Below are 24,288 nucleotides of genomic sequence, written 5' to 3'. Positions count from 1 at the left end.
CCCGCCTAGATCCGGCCGCCGGGGAAGATGGTCTTGACGGCCTCGGTGATGGTGGTACGGGCGGTGGCGTCGTCGCTGGGCTGCAGCGACTCGATCACCACGATGTAGCGGCGATCCGCCCCGACCACACCGGTCGACAGGTGCATCCAGTTGTTGCCGATGCAGCACATCCAGCCCTGCTTCACCGCCACCGGCTCGTCGTACAAGCCCTCCGGGATCCCGAAGCGCTGCGGGTAGCCGTCGAGGCCGCTCGGGGTGGACATTGCGAGGTCGTTCATGATGATGCTGGCCTGAGCCGGCGGCAGACCGCCGGAACCGTTGAGCAGCATGTCGTAGTAACGCGCCAGGTCGGGTGCGGTGCTGATGGTGTTCCACCAGGCACCGTTCGACGGCGGCGAGGTCCCGGCCAGGCCGTAGCGGCCGGCCACCCGGGTGATGATCGCGTTGCCGCCGTTCTGGCTCCAGAACGTCTCGGCGGCTCCGTCGTCGGACGCACGCAGCATGGAATCCAGTGCGGCCCGGTCGTCGGCCGACAGGCCGGCTTCGGGCTTGCGGAGCAGCAGGTCGTCGGCGATGAACAGCTTGGCGACCGAGGCGGTGGCGATCGGCCTGGTGTTGCCGTTGGTGATCAACTGATGCGAGATCCGGTCCAGCACCGCCACCGAGATATTCGCGCCGACCTTGGCGGCATCGTCGGTGGCTTCCTGCATGCGTGCCGCCAGGCCATCGACCACCGCGGCGGGCTGAATCGCAGGCGCCCGGGGAGCTTCGATCGCGGTGGCCACCGGCGTCACCTCGGGCGTGCGGTACGGCGTCGGCCGTTGGGCGTCGGCGCCATAGACTTTCTCGTCGCAGCCGAACACCACTGTGGAGATCACCATGACGATGGTCAACACAAGCATCGATGGCCGCACGGCGGAAGGCCTCCTCAACAGCTAATCAGTCGCGTAGTTGCGCCGACGTCGGGTTTACGGGCTCGCCACACTGCTGCCACCGGCCCGCCGGTTAGGTTACCGCGTGGGCGTGCGGATCGCGCAGTTCGGTCGCCTCCAGAATTATCACGGCGGCGAGGTTCGGTGTGGAACGACCAGCGGCGATTTGCGCGATTTCACTGGTTGCGCTGCGTCTGGCACAATTGAGCAGTTGTCGCCTGCGGTTGATCTGCAGCGGAGTCCTGACGTCCCAGTCACCGCACAGCGCGACAACATGCCCGAACCCCATCGGCTCGGTAACCGTCTGCATGCTCACAACGCGTGTCGGCCGGTCCGGAGCCGCGACCCGCGAGGAAGTGTTTCCGCAATGAACACGCTGGACATCGTCGACAAGGCGTCGCTGCGCGACGACATCCCGGCCTTCGCCCCCGGCGACACGGTCAACGTGCACGTGAAGGTGATCGAGGGCTCCAAGGAGCGCATCCAGGTGTTCAAGGGTGTGGTCATCCGTCGGCAGGGTGGCGGCGTTCGCGAGACGTTCACCGTCCGCAAGGAGAGCTACGGCGTCGGCGTGGAGCGGACCTTCCCGGTGCACTCGCCCAACGTCGACCACATCGACGTCGTGGTGCGTGGTGACGTTCGGCGCGCCAAGCTGTACTACCTGCGTGAGCTGCGCGGCAAGAAGGCCAAGATCAAGGAAAAGCGCTGATCTTGCCCGAGCCGGGCTTTCTCCGGTCGGTCCCCGGTACCGCTGACGCGGTCATTACCCTGATCTCGTGACCGAAACCACGGGCTCATCACCCGAAAGTTCCCCCGAGGCTGCCGAGGCCGCCGAGGTGCCCGAGGACGGCAAGCACAGCACCCTGCGCGAGTCGGTCGTGCTGGTGACGATCGCGCTGGTGTTGTACTACCTGGTGCTGACGTTCGTGGCCCGCCCGTACCTCATTCCGTCGGAGTCGATGGAGCCGACGCTGCACGGCTGCCACGGCTGCGTCGGCGACCGCATCATGGTGGACAAGGTCACCTACCGCTTCGGCGCACCGCAGCCCGGTGACGTCGTGGTCTTCCGCGGCCCCCCGTCGTGGAATGTCGGCTACAAGTCGATCCGGTCCACCAACACACCGGTGCGCTGGGTGCAGAACGCGCTGTCGTTCATCGGGTTCGTCCCGCCGGACGAGAACGACTTGGTCAAGCGCGTCATCGCGGTAGGCGGCCAGACGGTTCAGTGCCGTAACGACACCGGCCTGACCGTCGACGGCAAGCTGCTGCACGAGCCCTACCTGAACCCGTCCACCCTGATGGTCGACCCGTTCGTCTATCCCTGCCTCGGCAACGAGTTCGGTCCGGTGACCGTGCCCGAGGGGCGGCTGTGGGTGATGGGTGACAACCGCACCCATTCGTCGGACTCGCGGGCGCACTGCGACTCGGTCCAGGCCCAGCCCGATCTGCAGCGCCGGATCCTGTGCACCGGAGAAGATCTGGACGCCGGCACCGTGCCGGTGGCCAACGTGATCGGCAAGACCCGGTTCATCGCCTGGCCGCCGTCGCGCTGGGGGCCGGTAAAATCGGTAAATCCCCAGAAGATGGCCGAGCAGGGCCCGTAACGATGGCTCCGGCCTGGCCGCCGCGCACGGTGATTCGTCGTTCACCGGGGCTGCGCACTCTGGAGTCGGCGCTGTACCGCAGTGGGCTCGGCCCGGTCGCCGGGGTCGACGAGGTCGGCCGCGGGGCTTGCGCCGGACCGCTGGTGGTGGCCGCCTGTGTGCTCGGGCCGGGCAAACCCGCGGCCCTGGCTGCGCTCGACGACTCCAAGAAGCTCACCGAGAAGGTCCGCGAGCAGCTGTTCCCGTTGATCTGCCGGTACGCGCTGGGCTACCACGTGGTGTTCATCGAGCCCGCCGACGTCGATGCGCGCGGTGTGCACGTGGCCAATATCGAGGGCATGCGGCGCGCGGTGGCTGGCCTGCCGCTGCGGCCCGGTTATGTGCTGTCCGACGGGTTCCGTGTCCCGGGCCTGCCGATGCCCTCGCTTCCGGTGATCGGCGGTGACGGGGCGGCGGCGTGCATTGCCGCGGCGAGCGTGCTGGCCAAGGTCAGTCGGGACCGCTACATGGCGACGCTGGACGTCGACCACCCCGGCTATGGCTTCGCGGTGCACAAGGGCTACTCCACCGCGGCGCACACCGCGGCACTGTCTGCGCTAGGACCGTGCAGCCAGCATCGCTTCTCGTTTATCAATGTGCGCAACGTGGCACTCGCCTTGGCCGGGACTGGCGCGGCGACTGGGACAATGGGGACGAACCGAGCAGAAGGACGGCTGAGCAGATGAGTGCCGAGGATCTCGAGAAGTACGAAACCGAGATGGAACTCTCGCTATACCGCGAATACAAGGACATCGTGGGCCAGTTCAGTTACGTGGTGGAGACCGAACGGCGCTTCTACCTCGCCAACAGCGTGGAGATGGTGCCCCGCAACGCCGACGGCGAGGTGTATTTCGAGCTTCGGCTGGCAGATGCCTGGGTGTGGGACATGTACCGCCCGGCCCGATTCGTCAAGCAGGTGCGGGTGGTCACCTTCAAAGACGTCAACATCGAAGAGGTCGAGAAGCCCGAGCTGCGGCTGCCGGAGTAGCGCCCGAGACGCCTAGGTGCACCCACTGACCTGAGGCGCCGGCGCGGATAAAACTGCCCGACGACACCTTTGGCCGCAACCCGGCCGGCAAGATCCTCAAGCGGGTCCGGCGCGAACAATTCGCGGGCTGATGGGCCCGCATATGAACACCCCCGCGTCGGCGCACACTTGGGTCTAGGCTGACACCTATGACCGCTGTCGACCGTGCCGTCTCCCGCCGTGAAATCACAAATGCCCTGCTCAAGGCCATGGAGCGCCGTCATGAGGTGCTCGACGTGATCGTCGATTCCACCGACCGCGCGTCGGCCGTGCAGGCGATCGCGGACCTGCTCGGCGTCTCGCCGCTGGGCTGCGAAGCGGTGATCGGAATGTCGCTGGATCAGCTCACCAAAGAGTCGCGTGACAAGATCGCCGACGAGCTCAACGACCTGAACAACGAGCTGACATTCACCCTCGGTGACCGGCCGGCCAGTTCCGGCGAGACTCTGGTGCTGCGGGTGTTCTCCGGTGAGCAGGACCGAGACATCTTGGCGGACCGAACCACCGACGTCGGCGCAAGCGCCGACGGGTCCGGTCGGCCGGCCGACGACATCGGCGACGAGATCAGCTCGGCGCTGGCGCGCGTCGACGACGAGGACGCGGCACTGTTCGTCGCCATTGACGGCGGGGACAAGGTGGGGATGGTCTTCGGCGACCTCAACCACGGCGAGGTCAACGTGCGGATCTGGATTCACCCCGACCACCGCAAGAAGGGCTACGGCACCGCCGCGTTGCGCCGTGCCCGCGCTGAGATGGCGGCCTACTTTCCCGGTGTGCCGTTGATCGTTCGCGCGCCGGGTGCGCACGCCGGCTGAACCGGTTCGTCGCGCTTGCGATCGGTGACACGTCAGGCGATCTTGGCTTTCGAATTGCATTACCCCCATATGGCGCAACGGGTGCACGACGAAGCCTATGTGGGCCGGCGGTGACGGGTTCACGGTCGCAGCGAGCGGGCCGGACCGGCCGCATCTGCAGCTGTGGATGAACGCTGTACTGGGGACAACTTCGTGCCCGGCAGCTGGTTTCGGATCGTGTCGGCTCGACGCTGTCGGAGTGTTGACCGACGCTGACCGGCATGACAACCATGTCTCGCACCGAGCTGGGGGCCTTCGGCGAGCAAGTGGCCGTCGACCATCTGGTCGGGCACGGGTGGGCAATTCTGGCCCGCAACTGGCGCTGCCGGTACGGCGAACTGGATGTGATCGCCGCGGAGCGGCTCACGTGCACCGTGGTGTTCGTCGAGGTGAAGACCCGCAGCGGTGACGGCTTCGGCGGGCTGGCGTACGCGGTGGGGCCAGCGAAGGTGCGCAGGCTGCGGCGGCTGGCCGGGGTGTGGCTGGCGGGCCAGCAATCGCGCTGGGAAGGGGTCCGTCTCGACGTGATCGGGGTGCGGATCGGGCGCAGTCGCACCCCGGAGATCACCCATCTGCAGGGGGTGGGCTGAATGGCACTGGGTCGGGCGTTCTCGGTCGCGGTGCGCGGCCTTGACGGCTTGATCGTGGAGATCGAAGCCGACATCAGCTCAGGGCTTCCTGGAGTGCATCTGGTGGGGCTGCCCGACGCCGCGCTCCAGGAGTCGCGGGATCGTGTGCGCGCGGCGATCACCAACATTGGGCAGCGTTGGCCCGCAGCCCGACTGACGCTGGCGCTGTCGCCGGCGACGCTGCCGAAGATGGGCTCGGTATATGACCTGGCGCTGGCCGCCGCGGTGCTCTCGGCAGACCGCAAAGCACCGTGGTCGCGGTTGGAGAAGACGGTGCTGCTCGGGGAGCTCGCACTCGACGGGCGGGTGCGGCCGGTCCACGGGGTGCTGCCGGCGGTGTTGGCGGCCAAGAAGGGCGGCTGGGCTGCGGTGGTGGTCCCCGTGGACAACCTCGCCGAAGCCAGCTTGGTGGACGGCATCGACGTTTACGGTGTGGCAACGCTGGGCCGGTTGCACGGTTGGCTGGAGAGGGCTGCACGGCTGCAGGACCGGATCACCACCGCGGCTCCGGCTGCCGAGCCGATCGCGGACCTCGCCGAGGTGGTCGGCCAGGCGCAGGCCCGATTCGCTGTCGAGGTGGCTGCCGCCGGTTCCCATCATCTGATGCTGACCGGCCCACCCGGAATCGGCAAAACCATGCTGGCCCAACGCCTTCCCGGACTACTGCCGGCACTCACCGAAAGCGAGTCGTTGGAGGTCACCGCCATCCACTCGGTCGCGGGGCTGCTGTCGGGCAGCGCGCCGCTGATCACCCGGCCGCCTTTCATCGCACCGCATCACAGCTCGAGTGTCGCGGCGCTGGTCGGCGGCGGGTCCGGAATGGCCCGGCCCGGTGCGGTGAGCCGTGCCCACCGGGGCGTGCTGTTTCTCGACGAGTGCGCCGAGATCCGGGTCAGTGCGCTAGAGGCGCTACGTACACCGCTGGAAGACGGCGAGATCCGGCTGGCGCGGCGCGACGGGGTGGCCTGCTATCCGGCCCGCTTCCAGCTGGTCATGGCGGCCAACCCCTGCCCGTGCGCGCCGGCCGACCCCAGAGACTGCACCTGCAAACCGATGGAGAAGCGGCGCTACCTGGGCCGGTTGTCCGGTCCGCTGCTGGACCGGGTGGACCTGCGGGTGGAGATGCATCCGGTGCGCGCCGGTGCGTTCTCGGCGGCGGACGGCGAGTCGACCGCCGCGGTCCGTACCCGGGTCGCGCACGCCCGCGCCGCCGCAGCACACCGGTGGGCACCACACGGCTTTCACACCAATGCCGAGGTCAGCGGGGCGTTGCTGCGCCGCAGGTTTCGGCTCAGTACCGCGGCGATGGCTCCGTTGCGCACCGCGCTGGACCGCGGTCTGCTGTCGATCCGGGGCGCCAATCGCACCCTGCGGGTCGCCTGGACCCTGAGCGATCTGGCCGGGCGGGCGTCACCGGGACTGGACGAGGTCGCCGCAGCCCTGAGCTTCCGCCAGGCAGGTGCGGCCCGATGACCGCCGCAGACACCACCACGATGCGGGCGTGGGCCTTCCTGTCCCGGGTCGCCGAGCCGCCACGCCCGGAGCTGGCCGCGCTGGTCGATCGGATCGGCCCGGTGGAGGCAGCGCAACGGATTCGGTGCGGTGCAGTCGGTCCGGAGCTGGCCCGCCACACCGAAGTCCGACGCGAGATCGATCTCGCCGCTGAGGATCTGGAGATCCTCGACCGCCGCGGCGGCCGCCTGATCACTCCCGATGACGACGAGTGGCCGGTGCTGGCGTTCGCCGCGTTCGGGGGCGCTGATGCCGTGGGCAAGCCGGATTGTCGGCCACCGCTCGTGCTTTGGGCGGTGGGGCCGGCACGCCTCGACGAGGTCTCCGAGCGAGCCACCGCGATCGTCGGGACCCGGGCAGCAACCGCCTACGGCGAGCTGGTGACTGCGGACCTGGCCGCCGGATTAGCCGAACGCGACGTGGCAGTGGTTTCCGGCGGCGCCTACGGAATCGACGGCGCGGCCCACCGTGCGGCACTGGCCGCAGACGGGACCACCGTGGCGGTCCTGGCCGGCGGCATCGACATCGCTTACCCGGCAGGCCATTCCGCGCTGCTGCATCGCATCGGCGCCAGCGGCCTGCTGGTAACGGAGTATCCGCCCGGAGTACGTCCGGCCCGCTATCGGTTCCTGACCCGCAACCGGCTGGTGGCGGCGCTGGCAGGGGTCACGGTGGTGGTGGAGGCGGGACTGCGCAGCGGAGCGGCCAACACCGCTGCGTGGGCCCGGCTGCTGGGCCGGCCGGTGGCGGCGGTTCCCGGGCCGGTCACAAGCGCGGCCTCGGCCGGCTGCCACGTGCTGCTGCGCGGCGGCGCCGAGTTGGTGACCCGGGTGGACGAAGTGATCGAGCTCGCGGGTCGTGTGGGTGAACTGGCAGCCGATCCGCCGCGGCCGGCCACACCGCTGGACGGGCTCACCGTCGCCGAACGCCAGGTCTACGAAGCGCTGCCCGGGCGCGGCGTGGTCACCGTCGATCAGATCGCGGTGGCCTCCGGGTTGGCGCCGGCACAGGTGTTCGGGCCGCTGGCGATGCTGGAGGTCGCCGGCCTGGTGGCGCGGCGGGAAGGGAGCTGGGGGATAGCCCGCCCGAATCGGTAGCTCGTATAGTCGGCTGGGCAGGGCGAAGAGGGGAGACAGCGTGGCGGGACGACCGGTTCACACCTTCGAAGTTGTCCGTACTGAGCAGGCTTCGGCGCACATGATTCGAGTGGTGTTGGGCGGCAACGGGTTCGACACATTCAAGCCCAGCGATTTCACCGATTCGTACGTCAAGGTGATCTTTGTGCGTTATGACGTCGATGTCGCAGCGCTACCGCAGCCGTTGACCCTGGACAGCTTCGCGGCCCTGCCCGACGAGCAGCGTCCGGTGGTCCGCACCCTGACGGTGCGCCGCGCCGATCCGCTCGCCAGAGAGATCGCCATCGATGTCTCCGTGCACGGCGACCACGGCGTTGTCGGGCCGTGGGCGGCCAGCGCTGCGCCCGGGGATTCGGTCTACCTGATGGGTCCTTCCGGTGCCTACGCGCCGGACCCCGACGCCGACTGGCACCTGCTGGCCGGTGATGAGAGCGCGTTGCCGGCGATCGCTGCCTCGCTGGAAGCCCTACCGGCCGACGCAGTGGGCAAGGCATTCATCGAAGTCGCCGGGCCCGACGACGAGATCGCGCTGGACGTGCCGGACGGGGTCGAGCTGAGCTGGCTGCACCGCGGGGGACGTGCTGATCTGGTGGGGCAGGAGCGGGCCGGGGACAACGCCCCGCTGATCGAGGCGGTCACCACCGCCGCGTGGCTGCCGGGCCAGGTTCAGGTTTTCATCCACGGCGAGGCCCAGGCCGTCATGCACAATCTGCGGCCGTATGTCCGCAAGGAGCGCGGCGTTGACGCCAAGTGGGCGTCGATCTCGGGGTACTGGCGGCGCGGGCGCACCGAAGAGACCTTCCGGCAGTGGAAGAAGGAACTCGCCGCTAAAGAATCAGCCGAAGAACAGACAGGCTAACGCGATGGCTTTCGGGGACTACCAGTTCGAGATCTACCTGCAGGGCCTGGCCGGGGTGATGCCCGCGCTGCCGATGACCTACACCGAATTGGAGACCAAAGCCGCTGCGGCGCTTTCTCCCTCGGTGTGGTCCTATGTGGCCGGCGGTGCCGGTGACGAGCGCACTCAGCGGGCCAACGTCACCGCCTTCGACGGGTGGGGGCTGATCCCGAGGATGTTCGTCGGCGCCGCCGAGCGCGACCTGTCGATCGAGATGTTCGGGTTGCGGCTGCCCTCGCCGGTCTTCATGGCGCCGATCGGTGTCATCGGCATCTGCGCCCAGGACGGCCACGGGGATCTGGCCAGCGCGCGTGCCGCGGCGGCCACTGGCGTTCCGATGATGGTGTCCACCCTGACCGCCGACCCGCTCGAGGACGTCGCTGCGGAATTCGGCGACACCCCAGGCTTTTTCCAGCTGTACACGCCCAAAGACCGCGAGCTGGCCGCCAGCCTGGTGCATCGCGCGGAGGCTGCCGGTTACAAGGCGATCGTCGTCACCCTCGACACCTGGGTTCCGGGCTGGCGTCCCAGGGACCTGTCCACGTCGAACTTCCCCCAGTTGCGCGGGCACTGCCTGTCTAACTACTGGTCCGACCCGGTGTTCAGGGCCGGCCTGGCCCAGCCGCCCGAGGAGAATCCACAAGCCGCCATCTTGTCCTGGGTCCAGACCTTCGGAAACCCGTTGACCTGGGATGATCTGCCGTGGCTGCGGTCGTTGACAGACCTGCCGCTGATCGTCAAAGGCATCTGTCACCCCGACGACGTGCGGCGGGCTCGGGACGGCGGAGTGGACGGCATCTACTGCTCCACGCACGGCGGCCGCCAGGCCAACGGCGGACTGCCCGCACTGGACTGCCTGCCAGACGTGGTGGCGGCAGCCGACGGGATGCCGGTGCTCTTCGACTCGGGTATCCGCACCGGCGCCGACATCATCAAGGCTCTTGCCTTGGGCGCCACCGCGGTGGGCATCGGGCGGCCGTACGCGTATGGCCTGGCTCTGGGCGGCACCGCCGGGATCGTGCATGTGCTGCGCTCGCTGCTGGCCGAAGCCGACCTCATCATGGCCGTGGACGGCTATCCGTCACGGGTTGATCTCACCCCGGAAACGCTGCGGCGCGTCACCTGAGTGCTCGGGCGCGCCGTCTGAGACCGTGGTCGACGTGGACGCGATTCTCGAGGAGTTCGACGAGCACCTCGCCTTGGAGCGGGGCCGTTCCGATCACACCCGGCGCGCCTACCTCGGTGACCTGCGATCGCTGTTCGCGTTCCTCGCCGAGCAGGGGCACGCCGGCATCGAAGGCCTGAGCCTTCCGCTGCTGCGCAGTTGGCTGGCCGCGCAGGCCGGCGCCGGTGCCGCGCGCAGCACACTGGCGCGCCGCACCTCGACGGTCAAGACCTTCACCGCGTGGGCGGCGCGGCGCGGGCTGCTGGCATCGGATCCCGGTGCGCGCCTGCAGCTGCCGAAGGCGCGCCGGACGCTGCCGGCGGTTCTGCGCCGTGACCAGGCGCAAGACGCGATGACGGCCGCCAAATCCGGTGCCCAGCAAGATGATCCGCTGGCACTGCGGGACAGGCTGATCGCCGAGTTGCTCTACGCCACCGCCGTGCGGGTCAGCGAACTGTGCGGCCTGGACATCGACGACGTGGACAGTACGCGCCGAGTGGTGCGGGTGGTGGGCAAGGGCAACAAGCAACGCACGGTGCCGTTCGGGGAGCCCGCCGCCGACGCACTGCAGGCATGGCTCGCCAGGGGGAGGCCGCCGCTGGCGACGCTGGAGTCCGGCCCGGCGTTGCTGCTCGGGGCCCGCGGCGGGCGCCTCGACCCGCGCCAGGCGCGCACCGTGGTGCACCAGACCGTCGCCGCGGTCGGGGGAGCGCCGGATATGGGGCCGCACGGGCTGCGCCACACGGCGGCCACGCACCTGTTGGAGGGTGGGGCAGACCTGCGGATCGTGCAGGAGTTGCTCGGCCACTCCAGCCTGGCCACCACGCAGCTCTACACCCATGTGACCGTCGCCCGGTTGCGTGCCGTGCACGATCAGGCGCACCCGCGGGCGTGACGGTGCGGTCAACTGTCGAACTGCCGTCCGGACTGGTCTCCTACCTCGACTTTCGTCCCGACAATCCCGATTTCCGGTCTGGGGGAGCCGTGGTGCTGTTGCACGGCGGAGGTACGGACAGCGCCGAGTTGTCCTGGGGAGAGGTCGGACCACGCCTGGCTGCCGGCGGCTTCCGTGTCGTCGCTCCCGATCACCCCGGCTGCGGTGAGAGCCCGCTGCCCACCTGGCGGGTGACCCAGCAGCGGCTCGTCGCCTACGTGCGGGAATTCGTTGACGCCCTCGGACTGGAGCACTACGCCATCGGCGGGTTGTCGCTGGGCGGGGCACTGACAATCGGGCACGTGCTGGACCGGCCCGAACGGGTCACCGGGGCGCTGCTGTTGGACAGCTACGGCCTGATGCCGCGGCTGGCCGGCGGCAGACACCTGCTGGCGTGGGCGTTGCAACGTAGCGGTGCGCTGGATCTCGCCACTCGCTGGATGGCCACGAACCGCGCCGCGCTGACGTGGAGCCTCAAATCGCTGATCCGTGATCCAGCGCAACGCACTCCCGAGCTGATCGCGCAGATCATCGCTGCCGCACAGCATCCCGGTTTTGCCGCTTTCGAGCAATGGCAGCACGACGAGATGCGCTGGAACAGGCTGAAAACCGACTACACGGCGCAGCTGGCGTCATTACCGGCTCCGGCGCTGATCATCCACGGCGACCGGGATACCGGCGTGCCTATCGCCCGTGCCCGAGCGGCCGCCGCGCTGATCCCGCACGCCGAACTGAAAGTCATTGCCGGCGCTGGGCATTGGGTCCAACGAGACCAGCCCGATGTCGTCATCGCTGCCATGCTGGACTTCCTGCGTCGACTGCCTCCGCGCTAGCCGAAGTTCGGCCCGACACCGGCTTGAGCCGGATCGGCGTCGAGGCCAGCAACCCCAACGGGTCGAGGTAGTCGGCTCGCGACGCCGGTCCCCACATCGCGCCCCAGTGCAGGCAAACCGCACAGCCCGGATGGCCGGGCTCCAAGACACCGATCACCGATCCCGCGGCCACCAGCTGACCGATCCGGACTGCCGCTGACACCGGCTGGTAGCTGGTGCGCAGCCCGCCGGGGTGGGCCAGGGACACCACCGGTTGTCCACCGGAACGTCCGGCGAACACCACCGTGCCCGCACCTGCGGCGTACACCGGCCGGCCCGGTTCTCCGGCCAGGTCCACACCTCGGTGGCCGCGCTGCCAATCCGGGCGCGGGGCGTCGAATCGCCGCATCACCGCCGGCCGTGGCCGCAGCGGCCAGTCCAGCCGAACCGAGTCGCCATGCGCCGGCGCCGCCAGCAGAAGGCCTCCGACCAGCAACAACGCCACGCATCTCATCCGCCCAGTTCACCTCGGCGGCCCCGAATCGGGCCAGTCACCGCTGTGGACAAAGCACCTGGTTCATGGGGTGGTTCCAGCTTCGTCTCTCGTTCCTCGAGGCTTGCTAAACCACCCGCTCGAACCGTGTAAACTCATTTGCGCAGTTCGCTTATGCGGGCTGACTTCGCGTGTCTGCACACAACCGGATGTCGGGTGGTCCCCAACAGGGGTCCGGCATCTCAGCAGACACCAGGGCCCGGCCTCACCCGTCGCCGGGCGACAACCGACAAAAAAGGAAGCATGCACTCATGGCTGTCGTAACCATGAAGCAGCTGCTGGACAGCGGCGCTCACTTCGGGCATCAGACCCGTCGTTGGAATCCCAAGATGAAGCGGTTCATCTTCACCGACCGCAACGGCATCTACATCATCGACTTGCAGCAGACGCTGACCTTCATCGACAAGGCGTACGAATTCGTCAAGGAGACCGTCGCGCACGGTGGCTCCATCATGTTCGTCGGCACCAAGAAGCAGGCACAGGAATCGGTCGCGGCCGAGGCCACCCGGGTCGGGATGCCGTATGTCAACCAGCGCTGGCTGGGCGGCATGCTCACCAACTTCTCCACCGTGCACAAGCGTCTGCAGCGCCTCAAGGAACTCGAGGCCATGGAGCAGACCGGCGGCTTCGAGGGGCGCACCAAGAAGGAAATCTTGATGCTGACCCGCGAGAAGAACAAGCTGGAGCGCAGCCTCGGCGGTATCCGCGACATGGCCAAGGTGCCGTCGGCTGTCTGGGTCGTCGACACCAACAAGGAGCACATCGCCGTCGGCGAGGCCCGCAAGCTGGGCATCCCGGTCATCGCGATCCTGGACACCAACTGCGACCCCGACCTGGTCGACTACCCGATCCCGGGCAATGACGACGCGATCCGCTCTGCGGCTCTGCTGACCAAGGTCATCGCCTCTGCGGTGGCTGAGGGGCTGCAGGCCCGGGCAGGTCAGGGCAACGGCGAGGGCAAGGCTGCGGCCGAAGCGGTTGAGCCGCTGGCCGAGTGGGAGCAGGAGTTGCTGGCGGGCGCCACCACCTCCGCGCCCGACGCCGACGCCGCAGCTGCCGGCGCCGAAACCACCACCGACGCATCGTAGGAAAGGCACACAACAGTGGCGAACTACACCGCTGCCGACGTTAAGCGGCTTCGGGAGCTCACCGGCTCAGGCATGATGGACTGCAAGAACGCGCTGGCCGAGAGCGACGGCGACTTCGACAAGGCCGTCGAGGTGCTGCGCATCAAGGGCGCCAAGGACGTCGGCAAGCGCGCCGAGCGTGCCACCGCCGAAGGTCTGGTCGCTGCCAAGGGTGGCGCGCTGATCGAGCTGAACTCCGAGACCGACTTCGTCGCCAAGAACGACGAGTTCAAGGCCCTCGCAGAAGAGGTTGTCACCGCCGCCGCGGCGGCCAAGACCTCCGATGTCGAGGAGCTCAAGGGCGCCAATATCGGTGACCGCACCGTTGGTGAGGCCATCGAGGCGCTGTCGGCCAAGATCGGCGAGAAGCTCGAACTGCGCCGGGTCGCCTACTTCGACGGCACCGTGGAGACCTACCTGCACAAGCGGGCCTCCGACCTGCCGCCGGCGGTGGGTGTGCTGGTCGAGTACACCGGTTCGGATACAGAGGCGGCCCACGCGGTGGCGCTGCAGATCGCCGCGCTCAAGGCCAAGTACCTGAGCCGCGACGACGTGCCCGCCGACCTGGTGGCCAACGAGCGCCGCATCGCCGAAGAGACGGCCAAGGAGGAGGGCAAGCCCGAGGCTGCCCTGCCCAAGATCGTCGAAGGCCGGGTCACCGGCTTCTTCAAGGACGTGGTGCTGCTGGACCAGTCGTCGGTTTCGGACTCGAAGAAGAGCGTCAAGGCGCTGCTCGACGAGGCCGGCGTTACCGTGACCCGCTTCGCGCGGTTCGAGGTCGGACAGGCCTAGTCACCTGCTACGAAAATCACCGCCAGCGCCCGGTGCTCGGGCCTGGCGGTGATTTTCGTTCGGGCGTCACAGGCTGTACTGGCCGGTCGGCTAATGTCACCGGCATGCAACATGTGCACGCTTTCGGCGACGATGCGCTCGGTGATTCCGACGCGGTTGGCCTGGTTGAACGGCTCCGATCCGGCGAGGTGACGCCCGCCGACCTGGTCGACGCCGCGATCGCGCGCACCGAAGCGGTCAACCCGCAGTTGAATGGCCTGGCCTACCGGGCATTCGACCGCGCGCGGGAGACCGCCCGGCACAGCGGCGGCGGCACCGGGCATCCCGGGTTCTTTCAGGGCGTCCCGACGTTCATCAAAGACAATGTCGACGTCGCCGGGATGCCGACCATGCAGGGCACCGATGCCTGGCAGCCGCACCCAGCCGCGGCCGACGGCGCTTTCGCCAAGCTCTACCTGAACACCGGGCTGATCGCGCTGGGCAAAACCCAGCTGAGCGAGTTCGGCTTCAGCGCTTCGGCCGAGCATCCGCGGATCGGCGCGGTGCGCAACCCGTGGAACACCGATTACACCGCGGCGGCGTCGTCGTCGGGATCGGCGGCGTTCGTGGCTGCCGGGGTGGTGCCGATCGCGCATGCCAACGACGGCGGCGGGTCCATCCGTATCCCCGCGGCCTGCAACGGCCTGGTCGGGCTCAAACCGTCGCGGGGCCGGCTGCCGTTGGACAAGGATTTGCGTGCCATGCCGGTGCGGATCGTCTTCAATGGGGTGGTGACCCGCTCGGTGCGCGACACTGCCGCCTTTTACGCAGCAGCAGAACGGATCTCGCGCAACACCAAGCTGCCGCCGATCGGTGACATCCGGGCACCTGGTGCCCAGCGTCTGCGGATCGCGGTGGTCACCCAATCGATCGCGCGCGAGACGGCGGCGGAGATGCGCGAGCTGACCTTGAAGACCGCCGCGCTGCTCGAGGAACTGGGGCACCACGTCGAGTACCTCGACGGGCCACCGGTGCCCGCGCATTTCGCCGACGACTTCCTGCTCTACTGGGCGTTTTTGGCGACCGCATTGGTCAAGGGCGGCAAGCGGATGTTCGGTCCCACCTTCGATCGAACCCGGCTGGACAACCTGACGCTGGGGCTGGATCGTCATGCCACCCGTCATCTTCACCGGCTTCCGCTGGCGGTTGCGCGCCTGGCGGCGGTGCGCCGCCGGCACACCGCGCGGCTGTATGGCGACTATGACGTCGCGCTCACGCCGACGCTGGCCCACGAGACGCCGCGGGTGGGCCACCTGGACCCCACCGCCGGCTACGAGCAGATCATCGACCGGCTGATGGACTGGGTGGCGTTCACGCCGCTGCAGAATGCCACCGGTGAACCGGCGATCTCGCTGCCGCTGGCCGAATCCGCGGCCGGGTTGCCGGTGGGCATGATGTTCAGTGCCCCCATCGGGCGCGACGCCCGACTGTTGGAGTTGGCCTACGAACTGGAGGCCGCCAAGCCCTGGCCGACCATCGCCGCCCGGGCCTGACGGGTCGCTGCCCTGGACCTAGCGGTCACTCCGCGCCGATTCGCTCCAACATCTGTCGCAGCCGGTGTTGCTCGGCTGGGCTCAGCGCAGCCAGCACCCGACCGTCGGCGACGTGTACGGCATCTTCGGCCTGCTTCAGTAGCTCCCGCCCGGCGTCGGTCAAGTTCGCCGGCAGTGCCCGCCCGGACGGCACCGAGTCTGGGCGGCTGACCGCGCCGCGGTTCTCCAGTCGGTGCAGCACGGTGTTCATCGCCTGCGGGGTGACGCCGGTGTGGCGGGCCAGTTCGGCGCTGGACAGTCCCGGGCGCAGCGACAGGACTCGCATGCAGACGAATTCGGGCAAGGCCAGCCCCAGCGGCCCGAGTACCGCGGTCACCTGCGGGCGCAGCGCCGAGCTGACCCGGTACAGCAGATAGCCCAGCGGAGCAACGTCCACGTCATCCATGTCAAATATCCTGACATACCAGGTTTGCGCTGAGCCGCTATAGATCGTTTCCCGCGTAGGACAGGTTGAAGCTCTTATTCGTCAGCGGGAAATCCGGAACAATGGTGTCGGTCATCGACACCGGCAGCGCGGGCCAGTTGAACCAGGACGGGTCGACGATCTTCGCGCGCCCGATGACGCCGTCGGCTCCGATCTCCACCCGATGCACGATGCTTCCGCGCCAGCCTTCGACGATGCCGACCCCGCTACCCGGGCCGGTCGTCGCCGGAACGGACTCCCGGATATCGAGCGGGCCCTCGTGATTGTCGATCAGGCTGCGGCACAGAGCCACTGAGGCCGCGAATTCGTCGCGTCGAACGGTGTAACGGGCCAGTACATCCCCGGCGCTCGCAGTCACCTCGGTCACCGGCAGCACGGTGGTCGGGTGGTCGAGGCGGGCGTCGGTGACAATCCCGCTGGCCCGAGCCACGTAGCCCAGGGTGCCCATCGCCACGGCGTCGTCGCGGTGCAATACCGAGGTGCCGGCGAACCGGTCATAGATCACCGAGTTGCCCAACGTCAGCTCGGCGATCTCGGCGATGTCATCAGCCAGCTCTTGTAGCCGGCTCGGGTCCGGAAGTGTTTGCAGCACCACACCTCCGGGGCTGATCGCCCCGCGCAAGAGTCGGTGCCCGGTCACCTGCGCGTTGATGCGCAGCACAAGTTCGCGGACGCGCTGGGCGTGGGCGTTGGCCAGGCCGAAGCCCACATCATTGGCGAGGGCACCCAGATCGGCGGCGTGGTTGTAGAGGCGCTCGAGCTCGACGAGCAGTGCGCGCAACCGATGTGCCGGATCGGGCAGCACGACACCGAGCGCGTCCTCTACGGCCAGGCTGTGCGCGAGTGCGTGACCGGCTGAGGTGTCACCGCTGATCCGTTCGGCCAGGTCCACCGCCGCGAGCGCCGCCCGGCCCTGAAAGAGTCGCTCGATCCCGCGGTGAACGAACCACAGTCGTGCCTTGAGGCGCAACACCGATTCGCCGACGACCGAGAACCGGAAGTGGCCCGGCTCGATCAGACCGGCGTGTACCGGGCCGACCGGGATCTCATAGACCCCGGCGCCGTCCACGGTCAGGAAGGGGAAGTGGTCCGCCGCAACGAAGTCGCCGGGTGGTCCGGCATTGTTGCGCATCGGATGCCAACCCTGCGGCCAATGCGCATGCAGTACCAGGCGGCGCGGCTGCGGATGATCGACCGGGATGATCCCGTACAGATCGAGCATCTCGCGCTCGAATCGCCCGGCCTGAAAAGACAGCCGGGCCAGCGAGGGGATCGTCGGGGCGTCCGCCGGAACGGTCAGGGTCAGCTCCCGGCGGCGATCCGGGCGGCCGGCGAGGAACAGGTACACCACCCGCAGGGTGTCGCCGTCATCGTGAGCGGCCATCAGTGCCAGCCGGAACCCGTCGGCGAGCAGAGCCGTGGCCGCATCGATCAACTCATCGTCGGTGACCGGCTGCGTGCTGGTGATCGGCTCCATCAGCGGACTCCGAGTTGGCTTGCGGCGGTTGTGAACAAGTCGGTCAGCGGGCCCGCAGTCACTCCGAGGGCGAGCGAGAGCAGCACCCCGGCCACCAGCGCGCCCGCAACCGTCACCGGTACCCGGATCGCCGGGGCGCCGACGTCCGGGGTGCCCAGCAGCAGGCGGCCGGAGTTGCGCAGCAGGGCGGCGAACGCCACCACCAGCGCCACCAGTGCCAGACCGAGAGCCCAGGCCAGGCGCGCATCGGCCAGCGAGAGTGCGATCGCCACCTCGCTGGCGAACATCGCGAACGGGGGCAAACCGAGCAGGACCACCAGGCCGGCCGCGAACGCGCCGCCGACCAACGGTGACCTGCCGAACACCGCGGTGATCTCACCGATCGCGGTGGTGCCATGGGCGGCCTGCAGCTGCCCGCCGGCCAGGAACAGCACGGTCTTGCCGACCCCGTGAGCCAGCACGTGCAGCAGCAGCGCCGTGATCGCCAGCTGGGTGCCCGCCGCCGCGGCGACCGCGATCAGGCCCATGGTCTCCATCGATGAATAGGCCAGCATCCGTTTGAGATCGGTCGTGACGGTGAGCAGCAACGCAGCTATCAGCAGTGTCACCAGACCGGCGGCCAGCAGTGCCGTCCGCAGAAACGCCGGGCCCACCGCGGCATCGATGATCGGCTTGATCCGGATCAGCACCGAGAACGCGACCGAGAGCAGTACCCCGCTCATCAACGCCGAAACCGGAGCCGGGGCCTGGCTGTGCGCATCGGCGAGCCAGGTGTGAAACGGCGCCAGGCCCATCTTGGCTCCATAGCCGATCAGCAGCAGTGCGCCCGCCAACCTGGTCACCGCCGGGTCGAGCCCTCCGGCATGAGCGGCCAGCACGTCGAGGTCCAGCGCGTCTTCAGCGCCCGCCCCGGCATGCAGTGCGGCGAAATGCAGTAACACGGTGCCCAGGAACGCGATCGTGATGCCCACCGAACACACCATGACGTACTTCCAGGTGGCCTCCAGCGCGGCCCGACTGCGGCGGTGCCCGACCAGAAACGCGGTGACGACCGTGGTGGCCTCCACCGCGATCCACACCACGCCGATGTTGTTGGCCGACACCGCAAGAGCCATCGCCGCCAAGAACGCCGGGGTCAGGATGCCGTACAACCGCGCGCCGCGCGCATCGGTGTGCCCACATGCCAATTCGGCGTCGACGTAGCCGATGCTCGCCCAGGTGGCCAGACTGCCGACCACACCGATGGTGATCAGCATCGTCACCGACAGTGCGTCGGCCCGCAACAGGCCGTTCAGCGCCAGATGGGCCCCGTCGCCGACCTGAAAAGCCAGGGCGACACCGGATCCGAGGATGGTCAGCGCCGACATCACCGTGACGGCGGCGCTGAACCGGCGCCCGCCGAGCGTCGCCGAGCACAGCGTGGCCAGCACCGGTGCCAGCAGTGGAAGCACAATCAGAAGTGTCATCAGTCGCGTAGCTCCCGCAACAGGTCCAGGTCCACGCCGCCGAAGGCGTTGCGCAGTTGTCCGGTCAGCACTCCGAGCACGATCAAGACGAACAGCACATCCAGCGAGGCGCCGAGTTCGACGATCAGCGGGACCCCGGCGGTCAGCAGGAACGCGGTCGCAGCGATTCCGTTGTCCAGCATCAGCAGCCCGACCGCCTGTGAGATGGCGTGGCGGCGGGTCGCCATGGTGAACAGGGCGATCAGCACCGTCGCGATGGCCGCCGGGGCGGCGTTCGTCGCGGTACTGGGCGCCAGCGCGACCACCGGTTGGGCGATGGTGAAGGCCGCGACCACCAGTGCGGTGACCATCAGCAGCGATGCGGTCGTGCTGACCAGGGGAGCGGACTCGCGGCGTTCTTGGCGTTCGGCGCCCAACGCTCGGTGTAGCAGCCACGGCAGCAGCACCGCACGTACCGCCAGTACGCCGAGGCCTACCAACAGCAGGGCTCGATCATGCTCGTGCACACCGCGAATCACCGGGATCGCGGCCAGCGCGACACCCTGGGCGACGAGCAACCGGCGAACCACCACCGACAGGTCGCGGTGCCAGACCGCCAGCACCGCGGCCAGCAGAACGCCACCGGCAGCCAGGTCCAGCATGTTGACGTAGTCGATCCACGCGTCGTTCATCCGGCCGCTCCCGAAAAGAAGTTCGCCGCCGTCACGGCCAGCACCGCCAGGACAAAGGACCCAGCGAGTAGTTCAGGCACCCGAAACAGGCGCAGCTTGGCCAGGAAGACCTCCACGGCGGCCATGACTGCGGCTAGCGCCGCCACTTTGAGTGCGATCGCGCCGGCGCCGACGATCAGGTCGAGCACACTGGGCTCCGCGGCGGCAATGCCCCAGGGAAAGAACAGGTTTGCCAGCAACGCCAGCAGCACGGTCAGCCGCATGCCGCTTGCCCATTCGACCATGGCCAGCTTGGGCCCGGCATATTCGAGCACCATGGCCTCGTGCACCATGGTCAGCTCCAGGTGGGTGGACGGGTTGTCCACCGGCAGCCGGCCGGTCTCGGCGACGATCACGATGACCAGCGCGACGAACGCGAGCGCGCTCGCCAGTGAGATCACCTGACCGGGATGCTCGCTGGTGTTGCCGACGATGGCGCCCAGGTTGGCTGAGTTCGCCGGGATGGACAGGGCGAACACCGCCACCAGGATGGTCGGTTCCACCAGCGCCGCGATCGTGATCTCGCGGCTGGCGCCCATCCCGCCGAAGGCCGTCGCGGTGTCGATGCCCGCCAAGGTCAGAGCCACCGTTCCCAAGAACAGCAGGCCCACAACGGTGATCAGGTCGGCGATCGGGTCCAGCGGCGAGCCGGTCGCCACCAAAGGTGCGGTGGCGACGATGATCAGTGTGGTGGCGGCCAGCGCGGCCGGCGCCGCGGCAAACACCCAGGTGGTGCCGAGCGGCGTGAGATTCTGCTTGCCCAGCAGTTTGCGGATGTCACGCCACGGTTGCCAGATCCCGGCGCCGGTGCGGCCCTCGGCGCGGGCACGGACCTGGCGCATCAGGCCGATGACCAGTGGGGCTCCTGCGATGACGCCGGCGACCTGCACGAAGCCCGCCAGGTATGTCAGTGCGTTCATCGCGCCACCAACATGGCGATCAGCACTCCCACCGCGCCGTAAGCCAGGTAGAGGTGCACACTGCCGGTGTGAGCGCGGCGCACCAGCTGCGCGGCGGCGGCCACGGCCCGCAGCAGCGGGGCATACCAGCGGTCTTCGACGACGTCGGCCACCCGCGCCCGGTAGGCGATCCGGTCGACGTAGTAGCTCGACGGAGCTTGGCGGCTTACTTCGACCGCGGTGTCGGTGTGCAGCACATCATCGAAAACCTGCTGTAAGGGTTGGGCGAACGACGTCGCGGTGTATTGCATTCGTGGGCTCAATTCGTCTGCGCCGCAAGCCCACAGTGGCACCGTGGCGGTACTCGGCCGCCGCTGTGCCCGCCAGCGTGAACCGATCAGCACCACCACGACCGCGGCGGCCAGAACGACGGCCAGCAGGCCAGGGGACATCGACGCGTCCAGCCCGGGAATGCGCAGGTAGGTTCCGAGCTCCGGGGCCGCCCCGGATACCGGCAGGATGTCGAGCACCCGGTGCAGCAGCGGGCCCACGGCTCCCGGCGCGACGGCCAGCACCAGGCAGGCGAGTGCGGCCACGGTCATCCCGGCGAGCATCGCGCCGGGCGCTTCCCGGGCCGTTGCTGCGGCATCTGAGCGTGGCCGAGCCAGGAACCCGATGCCGAAGGCCTTGACCATGGCGGCCACCCCCAGGCCGGCGGTCAGTGCGACCGCACCCACGGCCAGCGGTGTCACCAGGGTGACCGTGAGGTCGTGGTCGGCTCGGGCATGCATCAGCGACTGGATCAGCAGCCATTCACTGACGAAGCCCGCTCCCAACGGCAGGCCGGCGGCGCCGAGCGCAGCCACCCCGAACAACGTTGTCGTGCCTGGCATCCGGCGGGCCAGCCCGCCGAGCCGATCCAGGTCGCGCAGGCCGGTGGCGGCCAGGACCGACCCGGCGGCCAGGAATCCGAGGCTCTTGAACGCACTGTGGGCAAGCAGATGTAGCAGCGCCGCGACCGCGGCCACGGCCGCGGCGTCACGCGATCCGGCACCCGACAACAACGTCGCCGCACCAAGTGCCAGGGTGATCAGCCCGATGTTCTCCGTCGTCGAATAGGCAAGCAGCCGTTTGAGGTCGGTTGCCACCGATGCCTGCAACACTCCGTAGAGCGCCGATGCGCCACCGGCGAGCAACAGCGTCAGACCCCACCAACGCGGTCCCGGCCCGAGCAGTTGCACGTCGACACGGATGATCCCGTAGATGCCGAGGTTGACCATGGCGGCACTGAGCAATGCCGAGACCGGACTGGGTGCTTCGGGGTGCGCCCGGGGCAGCCACGCGTGCAGGGGCATGAGTCCGGCTTTGGAGCCGAAGCCGATCAGGGTCAACACGAAGACGGTGTCGCGGACCCGATCGGGCAGCGTGCCCATACCGGCGAAGTCGTCGCCGGCGTGCGCTGCCAGCACCACCATGCCCAGCAGCAGCGAGACGAAGCCGAGCTGGGTCATCACCGCGTAGATCAGCGCGGCCGAACGTACCTCGCTGCGCCGTTGATCGGTGAGCACCAACACCAGCGAGGCCAGCGCCATCAGTTCCCACGCAAGCAGGAACGTCGTCACCGAGCCGGCCGCCGGAACCGTCAGCAGGGTGGCGACGAACAGCGGCAGCGTCAGCAGCGGGACCGCACCGTAGCGCTCGTGGCGTGCATAGCCGATCCAGTACAGGCCGGCGGCCACAGCCACCGCACCGGTCAGGCCCATGAAGAACCCGCCGAGCGCATCGATGCGCAGCTGCACACCCAGCAGCGGCACCAGCCAGTCGATGCGGATCGGGGGCACGCTGCCGAACACACCGGCCAGGCCGATCCCGACCCCGGCCGCACCGATGCCGGCCGTGGCAGTACCGCTGAGGACTGCTGGGAGCCCCTGGTGGTGTGACGTGTCAGGGGTCGAAACCGTCAGCGTGCTCACCGGCCGGTCACCGACCGCAGCGCGGCGAGGATCTGCTCGGGCGTCGGCGGGCAGCCGGGGATCTCGACATCGACCGGGACCACTTCGCCGACCGCTCCCACCGTTGCGTAGGACTGCGCGAACACCCCGCGGTTGAGGGCACAGTCCCCGCACGCGATGACTTTGCGGGGCTGCGGGGTGGCCTCCAGGGTGTTTCGCAGCGGCTCGGCCATGTTGCGGGTGACCACCCCGGTGACCAGCAGGGCGTCGGCGTGACGTGGCGAGGCGACGAGCCGGGCGCCGAATCGCTCGGCGTCGTACACCGGGCTGAATGCCCCGGCGATCTCGATCTCGCAGCCGTTGCACGATCCGGCGTCGACGTGGCGGATCTGCACCGAGCCCGTCACGCCTCCCGGCGGTTCGGTGGCGGCCGGCGGGCGGGCGCCGGCCGGTTCGGTGACACGGCCCAGGGCACGGATTCTGGTGAGCCAGCTCATTGCCCGGCCCGCAGGTCATCGAGGATGGCGACTTGGTCGTTCAGCATTCCGGTCAGGGCCTTGCGCGCGACGGTGAGTAGCTCGGTGATCACCGGTGAGGCGATGGAGTAGACCACCGTGTTGCCGTCTTTGGCGGCTGTTACGACGCCGGCGCGGCGCAGTACGCCCAACTGCTGGGACAGATTCGATGCCTCGAGCCCGATCTCGGGAAGCAGCTCACCGACGGTGTGGTCGCGTTCGGCGAGCAGTTCCAGGACTCGGATCCGGGCGGGGTGCCCGAGAGTCTTGAAGAACTCGGCTTTCACCTGGTGGAGCGAATTCGGCACAGCGAAGACCATAGCAACGAAAGCATCAATTGAAAAATTCTTCATATGTTGTGACGGTTGGGGCCGGTGTCGCCACCCCGGGCTCTGTTTGACCGTTCCGGTAGGGCAGGATGACAATGCCGTCGCGGACGATTCCCGCGATGGCGCTGTCATATGCGTGCAGCCCGGAGGAGCCTGATGACGGAGCCGACGAGTACCGACGGAAGCCGGCCGGCCGGCCGCCCCCATTACTCCCGGGTGCTGCTCAAACTCGGTGGGGAGATGTTCGGCGGCGGGCAGGTCGGGCTCGATCCCGACGTCGTCGCCCAGGTCGCCCGCCAGATCGCCGAAGTGGTCCGCGACGGCGTGCAGGTCGCGGTCGTCATCGGCGGCGGCAACTTCTTCCGCGGCGCCCAGTTGCAGGAGCGCGGTATGGAGCGGATGCGCTCGGACTACATGGGCATGCTCGGCACCGTGATGAACAGCCTTGCGCTGCAAGATTTTCTGGTCAAGGAAGGCATCGACACCCGCGTCCAGACCGCGATCACCATGGGCCAGGTCGCCGAGCCCTACATCCCGCTGCGGGCACAACGACACCTGGAGAAGGGCCGAGTGGTGATCTTCGGCGCTGGTATGGGCCTGCCGTACTTCTCCACCGACACCACCGCAGCGCAGCGCGCGCTGGAGATCGGCGCCCAGGTGGTGCTGATGGCCAAGGCGGTCGACGGCATTTTCACCGCCGACCCCCGAACCGATCCCGACGCCCATCTGCTGACTTCGGTCACCCATCGCGAGGTCATCGACCGGGGGCTGAAGGTGGCCGATGCCACCGCGTTCAGTCTGTGCATGGACAATGGCATGCCGATCCTGGTGTTCAACCTGTTGACCGATGGAAATATCGCCCGGGCGGTCGCGGGTGAGAAGATCGGAACACTGGTCACCAGCTGAAGGG

Annotated in this window: 27 protein-coding genes; 16 read left to right on the top strand and 11 right to left on the bottom strand. The window is 68.4% G+C overall.

The genetic code is table 11. The annotated features are described in order from the left end of the window. Positions 1-5: 5 nt before the first annotated feature. The gene (locus N416_RS0116580; protein WP_036458316.1) at positions 6-902 is read right to left on the bottom strand and encodes a hypothetical protein; all 897 of its coding nucleotides are present in this window, start codon (positions 900-902) and stop codon (positions 6-8) included. A gap of 103 nt (positions 903-1,005) precedes the next feature. Next, positions 1,006-1,242 carry a hypothetical protein gene (locus tag N416_RS0116575; protein ID WP_024443225.1) on the bottom strand — a complete coding sequence of 79 codons (237 nt, stop codon included), beginning with the start codon at positions 1,240-1,242 and terminating at the stop codon, positions 1,006-1,008. Between the two features lie 57 nt (positions 1,243-1,299). On the opposite strand from N416_RS0116575, the gene rplS reads away from it, so the two are divergent. The 12 genes from rplS to N416_RS0116515 all read left to right on the top strand — a co-directional run bounded on the left by rplS (position 1,300) and on the right by N416_RS0116515 (position 11,563). After that, the gene (rplS, locus tag N416_RS0116570) at positions 1,300-1,641 is read left to right on the top strand and encodes a 50S ribosomal protein L19 (RefSeq protein ID WP_024443224.1); all 342 of its coding nucleotides are present in this window, start codon (positions 1,300-1,302) and stop codon (positions 1,639-1,641) included. Positions 1,642-1,768: 127 nt separating this feature from the next. Further along, positions 1,769-2,536: a signal peptidase I gene (lepB, locus tag N416_RS0116565; RefSeq protein WP_231384336.1), complete on the top strand. Its 768-nt coding sequence runs from the start codon at positions 1,769-1,771 to the stop codon at positions 2,534-2,536. A 2-nt stretch (positions 2,537-2,538) separates the two neighbouring features. Then, positions 2,539-3,261, top strand: a complete 723-nt coding sequence (locus tag N416_RS0116560; protein WP_024443222.1) for a ribonuclease HII — start codon at positions 2,539-2,541, stop codon at positions 3,259-3,261. Beyond that, complete coding sequence (locus N416_RS0116555; protein WP_012393608.1) at positions 3,258-3,563, top strand: DUF2469 domain-containing protein; 306 nt, start codon at positions 3,258-3,260, stop codon at positions 3,561-3,563. The genes N416_RS0116560 and N416_RS0116555 overlap by 4 nt, the downstream gene beginning before the upstream one ends. 188 nt (positions 3,564-3,751) lie before the next feature. Then, positions 3,752-4,417 carry a GNAT family N-acetyltransferase gene (locus tag N416_RS0116550; protein ID WP_024443221.1) on the top strand — a complete coding sequence of 222 codons (666 nt, stop codon included), beginning with the start codon at positions 3,752-3,754 and terminating at the stop codon, positions 4,415-4,417. 260 nt (positions 4,418-4,677) lie between these two features. After that, entirely contained in the window at positions 4,678-5,046 is a 369-nt protein-coding gene (locus tag N416_RS0116545) for a YraN family protein (RefSeq protein WP_024443220.1), read from the top strand. Continuing rightward, on the top strand, positions 5,047-6,558 hold the full coding sequence (locus tag N416_RS0116540; protein WP_024443219.1) for a YifB family Mg chelatase-like AAA ATPase: 1,512 nt from the start codon (positions 5,047-5,049) through the stop codon (positions 6,556-6,558). Then, positions 6,555-7,694, top strand: coding sequence for a DNA-processing protein DprA (gene dprA, locus N416_RS0116535; protein WP_024443218.1), 1,140 nt, complete (start codon positions 6,555-6,557; stop codon positions 7,692-7,694). Before N416_RS0116540 ends, dprA begins: the two co-directional genes overlap by 4 nt. A gap of 40 nt (positions 7,695-7,734) precedes the next feature. Further along, positions 7,735-8,592, top strand: coding sequence for a siderophore-interacting protein (locus N416_RS0116530; protein WP_024443217.1), 858 nt, complete (start codon positions 7,735-7,737; stop codon positions 8,590-8,592). A 4-nt stretch (positions 8,593-8,596) separates the two neighbouring features. After that, entirely contained in the window at positions 8,597-9,757 is a 1,161-nt protein-coding gene (locus N416_RS0116525) for an alpha-hydroxy-acid oxidizing protein (RefSeq protein WP_024443216.1), read from the top strand. Between the two features lie 34 nt (positions 9,758-9,791). Beyond that, entirely contained in the window at positions 9,792-10,691 is a 900-nt protein-coding gene (locus N416_RS0116520; protein WP_024443215.1) for a tyrosine recombinase XerC, read from the top strand. A gap of 2 nt (positions 10,692-10,693) precedes the next feature. Beyond that, complete coding sequence (locus N416_RS0116515) at positions 10,694-11,563, top strand: alpha/beta fold hydrolase (RefSeq protein ID WP_231384333.1); 870 nt, start codon at positions 10,694-10,696, stop codon at positions 11,561-11,563. On the opposite strand, the gene N416_RS0116510 is transcribed toward N416_RS0116515, so the two are convergent. Next, positions 11,517-12,056 carry a M23 family metallopeptidase gene (locus N416_RS0116510; RefSeq protein WP_024443213.1) on the bottom strand — a complete coding sequence of 180 codons (540 nt, stop codon included), beginning with the start codon at positions 12,054-12,056 and terminating at the stop codon, positions 11,517-11,519. The genes N416_RS0116515 and N416_RS0116510 overlap by 47 nt on opposite strands. Before the next feature lie 290 nt (positions 12,057-12,346). Here N416_RS0116510 and rpsB point away from each other — a divergent pair, with 290 nt between their 5' ends. From rpsB to N416_RS0116495, 3 genes are all read left to right on the top strand, one after another. Then, positions 12,347-13,183, top strand: coding sequence for a 30S ribosomal protein S2 (rpsB, locus tag N416_RS0116505; protein ID WP_024443212.1), 837 nt, complete (start codon positions 12,347-12,349; stop codon positions 13,181-13,183). Positions 13,184-13,198: 15 nt separating this feature from the next. Beyond that, positions 13,199-14,014 (top strand): translation elongation factor Ts, encoded by an 816-nt coding sequence (gene tsf, locus N416_RS0116500; protein WP_024443211.1) that lies wholly within the window; start codon positions 13,199-13,201, stop codon positions 14,012-14,014. Positions 14,015-14,118: 104 nt separating this feature from the next. Then, positions 14,119-15,546, top strand: coding sequence for an amidase (locus N416_RS0116495; RefSeq protein ID WP_024443210.1), 1,428 nt, complete (start codon positions 14,119-14,121; stop codon positions 15,544-15,546). A gap of 25 nt (positions 15,547-15,571) precedes the next feature. Here the strand turns inward: N416_RS0116495 and N416_RS0116490 are convergent, their stop codons facing one another. The 8 genes from N416_RS0116490 to N416_RS0116455 are packed head-to-tail and all read right to left on the bottom strand — an operon-like array spanning position 15,572 to position 23,369. Beyond that, entirely contained in the window at positions 15,572-15,991 is a 420-nt protein-coding gene (locus tag N416_RS0116490; RefSeq protein ID WP_036458287.1) for a MarR family winged helix-turn-helix transcriptional regulator, read from the bottom strand. A 37-nt stretch (positions 15,992-16,028) separates the two neighbouring features. Next, a complete protein-coding gene (locus N416_RS0116485) occupies positions 16,029-17,507 on the bottom strand; it encodes an NADH-quinone oxidoreductase subunit C (protein WP_036458285.1) in 1,479 nt (492 codons plus the stop codon). Next, positions 17,507-18,973: a proton-conducting transporter membrane subunit gene (locus N416_RS0116480; RefSeq protein ID WP_024443207.1), complete on the bottom strand. Its 1,467-nt coding sequence runs from the start codon at positions 18,971-18,973 to the stop codon at positions 17,507-17,509. The genes N416_RS0116485 and N416_RS0116480 overlap by 1 nt, the downstream gene beginning before the upstream one ends. Continuing rightward, on the bottom strand, positions 18,973-19,644 hold the full coding sequence (locus N416_RS0116475; protein ID WP_024443206.1) for a hypothetical protein: 672 nt from the start codon (positions 19,642-19,644) through the stop codon (positions 18,973-18,975). The genes N416_RS0116480 and N416_RS0116475 overlap by 1 nt, the downstream gene beginning before the upstream one ends. Then, entirely contained in the window at positions 19,641-20,594 is a 954-nt protein-coding gene (locus N416_RS0116470; protein ID WP_024443205.1) for a respiratory chain complex I subunit 1 family protein, read from the bottom strand. Before N416_RS0116470 ends, N416_RS0116475 begins: the two co-directional genes overlap by 4 nt. A 5-nt stretch (positions 20,595-20,599) precedes the next feature. Continuing rightward, a complete protein-coding gene (locus tag N416_RS0116465) occupies positions 20,600-22,546 on the bottom strand; it encodes a proton-conducting transporter membrane subunit (protein ID WP_155943394.1) in 1,947 nt (648 codons plus the stop codon). A 5-nt stretch (positions 22,547-22,551) separates the two neighbouring features. Beyond that, positions 22,552-23,031, bottom strand: a complete 480-nt coding sequence (locus N416_RS0116460; protein WP_024443203.1) for an NADH-quinone oxidoreductase subunit B family protein — start codon at positions 23,029-23,031, stop codon at positions 22,552-22,554. Continuing rightward, positions 23,028-23,369 carry a metalloregulator ArsR/SmtB family transcription factor gene (locus tag N416_RS0116455; protein ID WP_036458283.1) on the bottom strand — a complete coding sequence of 114 codons (342 nt, stop codon included), beginning with the start codon at positions 23,367-23,369 and terminating at the stop codon, positions 23,028-23,030. Before N416_RS0116455 ends, N416_RS0116460 begins: the two co-directional genes overlap by 4 nt. A gap of 165 nt (positions 23,370-23,534) precedes the next feature. Between N416_RS0116455 and pyrH the strand changes: the two genes are divergently transcribed. Next, complete coding sequence (pyrH, locus tag N416_RS0116450) at positions 23,535-24,284, top strand: UMP kinase (protein WP_024443201.1); 750 nt, start codon at positions 23,535-23,537, stop codon at positions 24,282-24,284. Positions 24,285-24,288: the final 4 nt, after the last annotated feature.

The sequence above is a fragment of the Mycobacterium sp. UM_WGJ genome, from assembly GCF_000455125.1.
Lineage (GTDB): Bacteria > Actinomycetota > Actinomycetes > Mycobacteriales > Mycobacteriaceae > Mycobacterium.
This window is presented reverse-complemented; position numbering and strand designations above follow the sequence as displayed.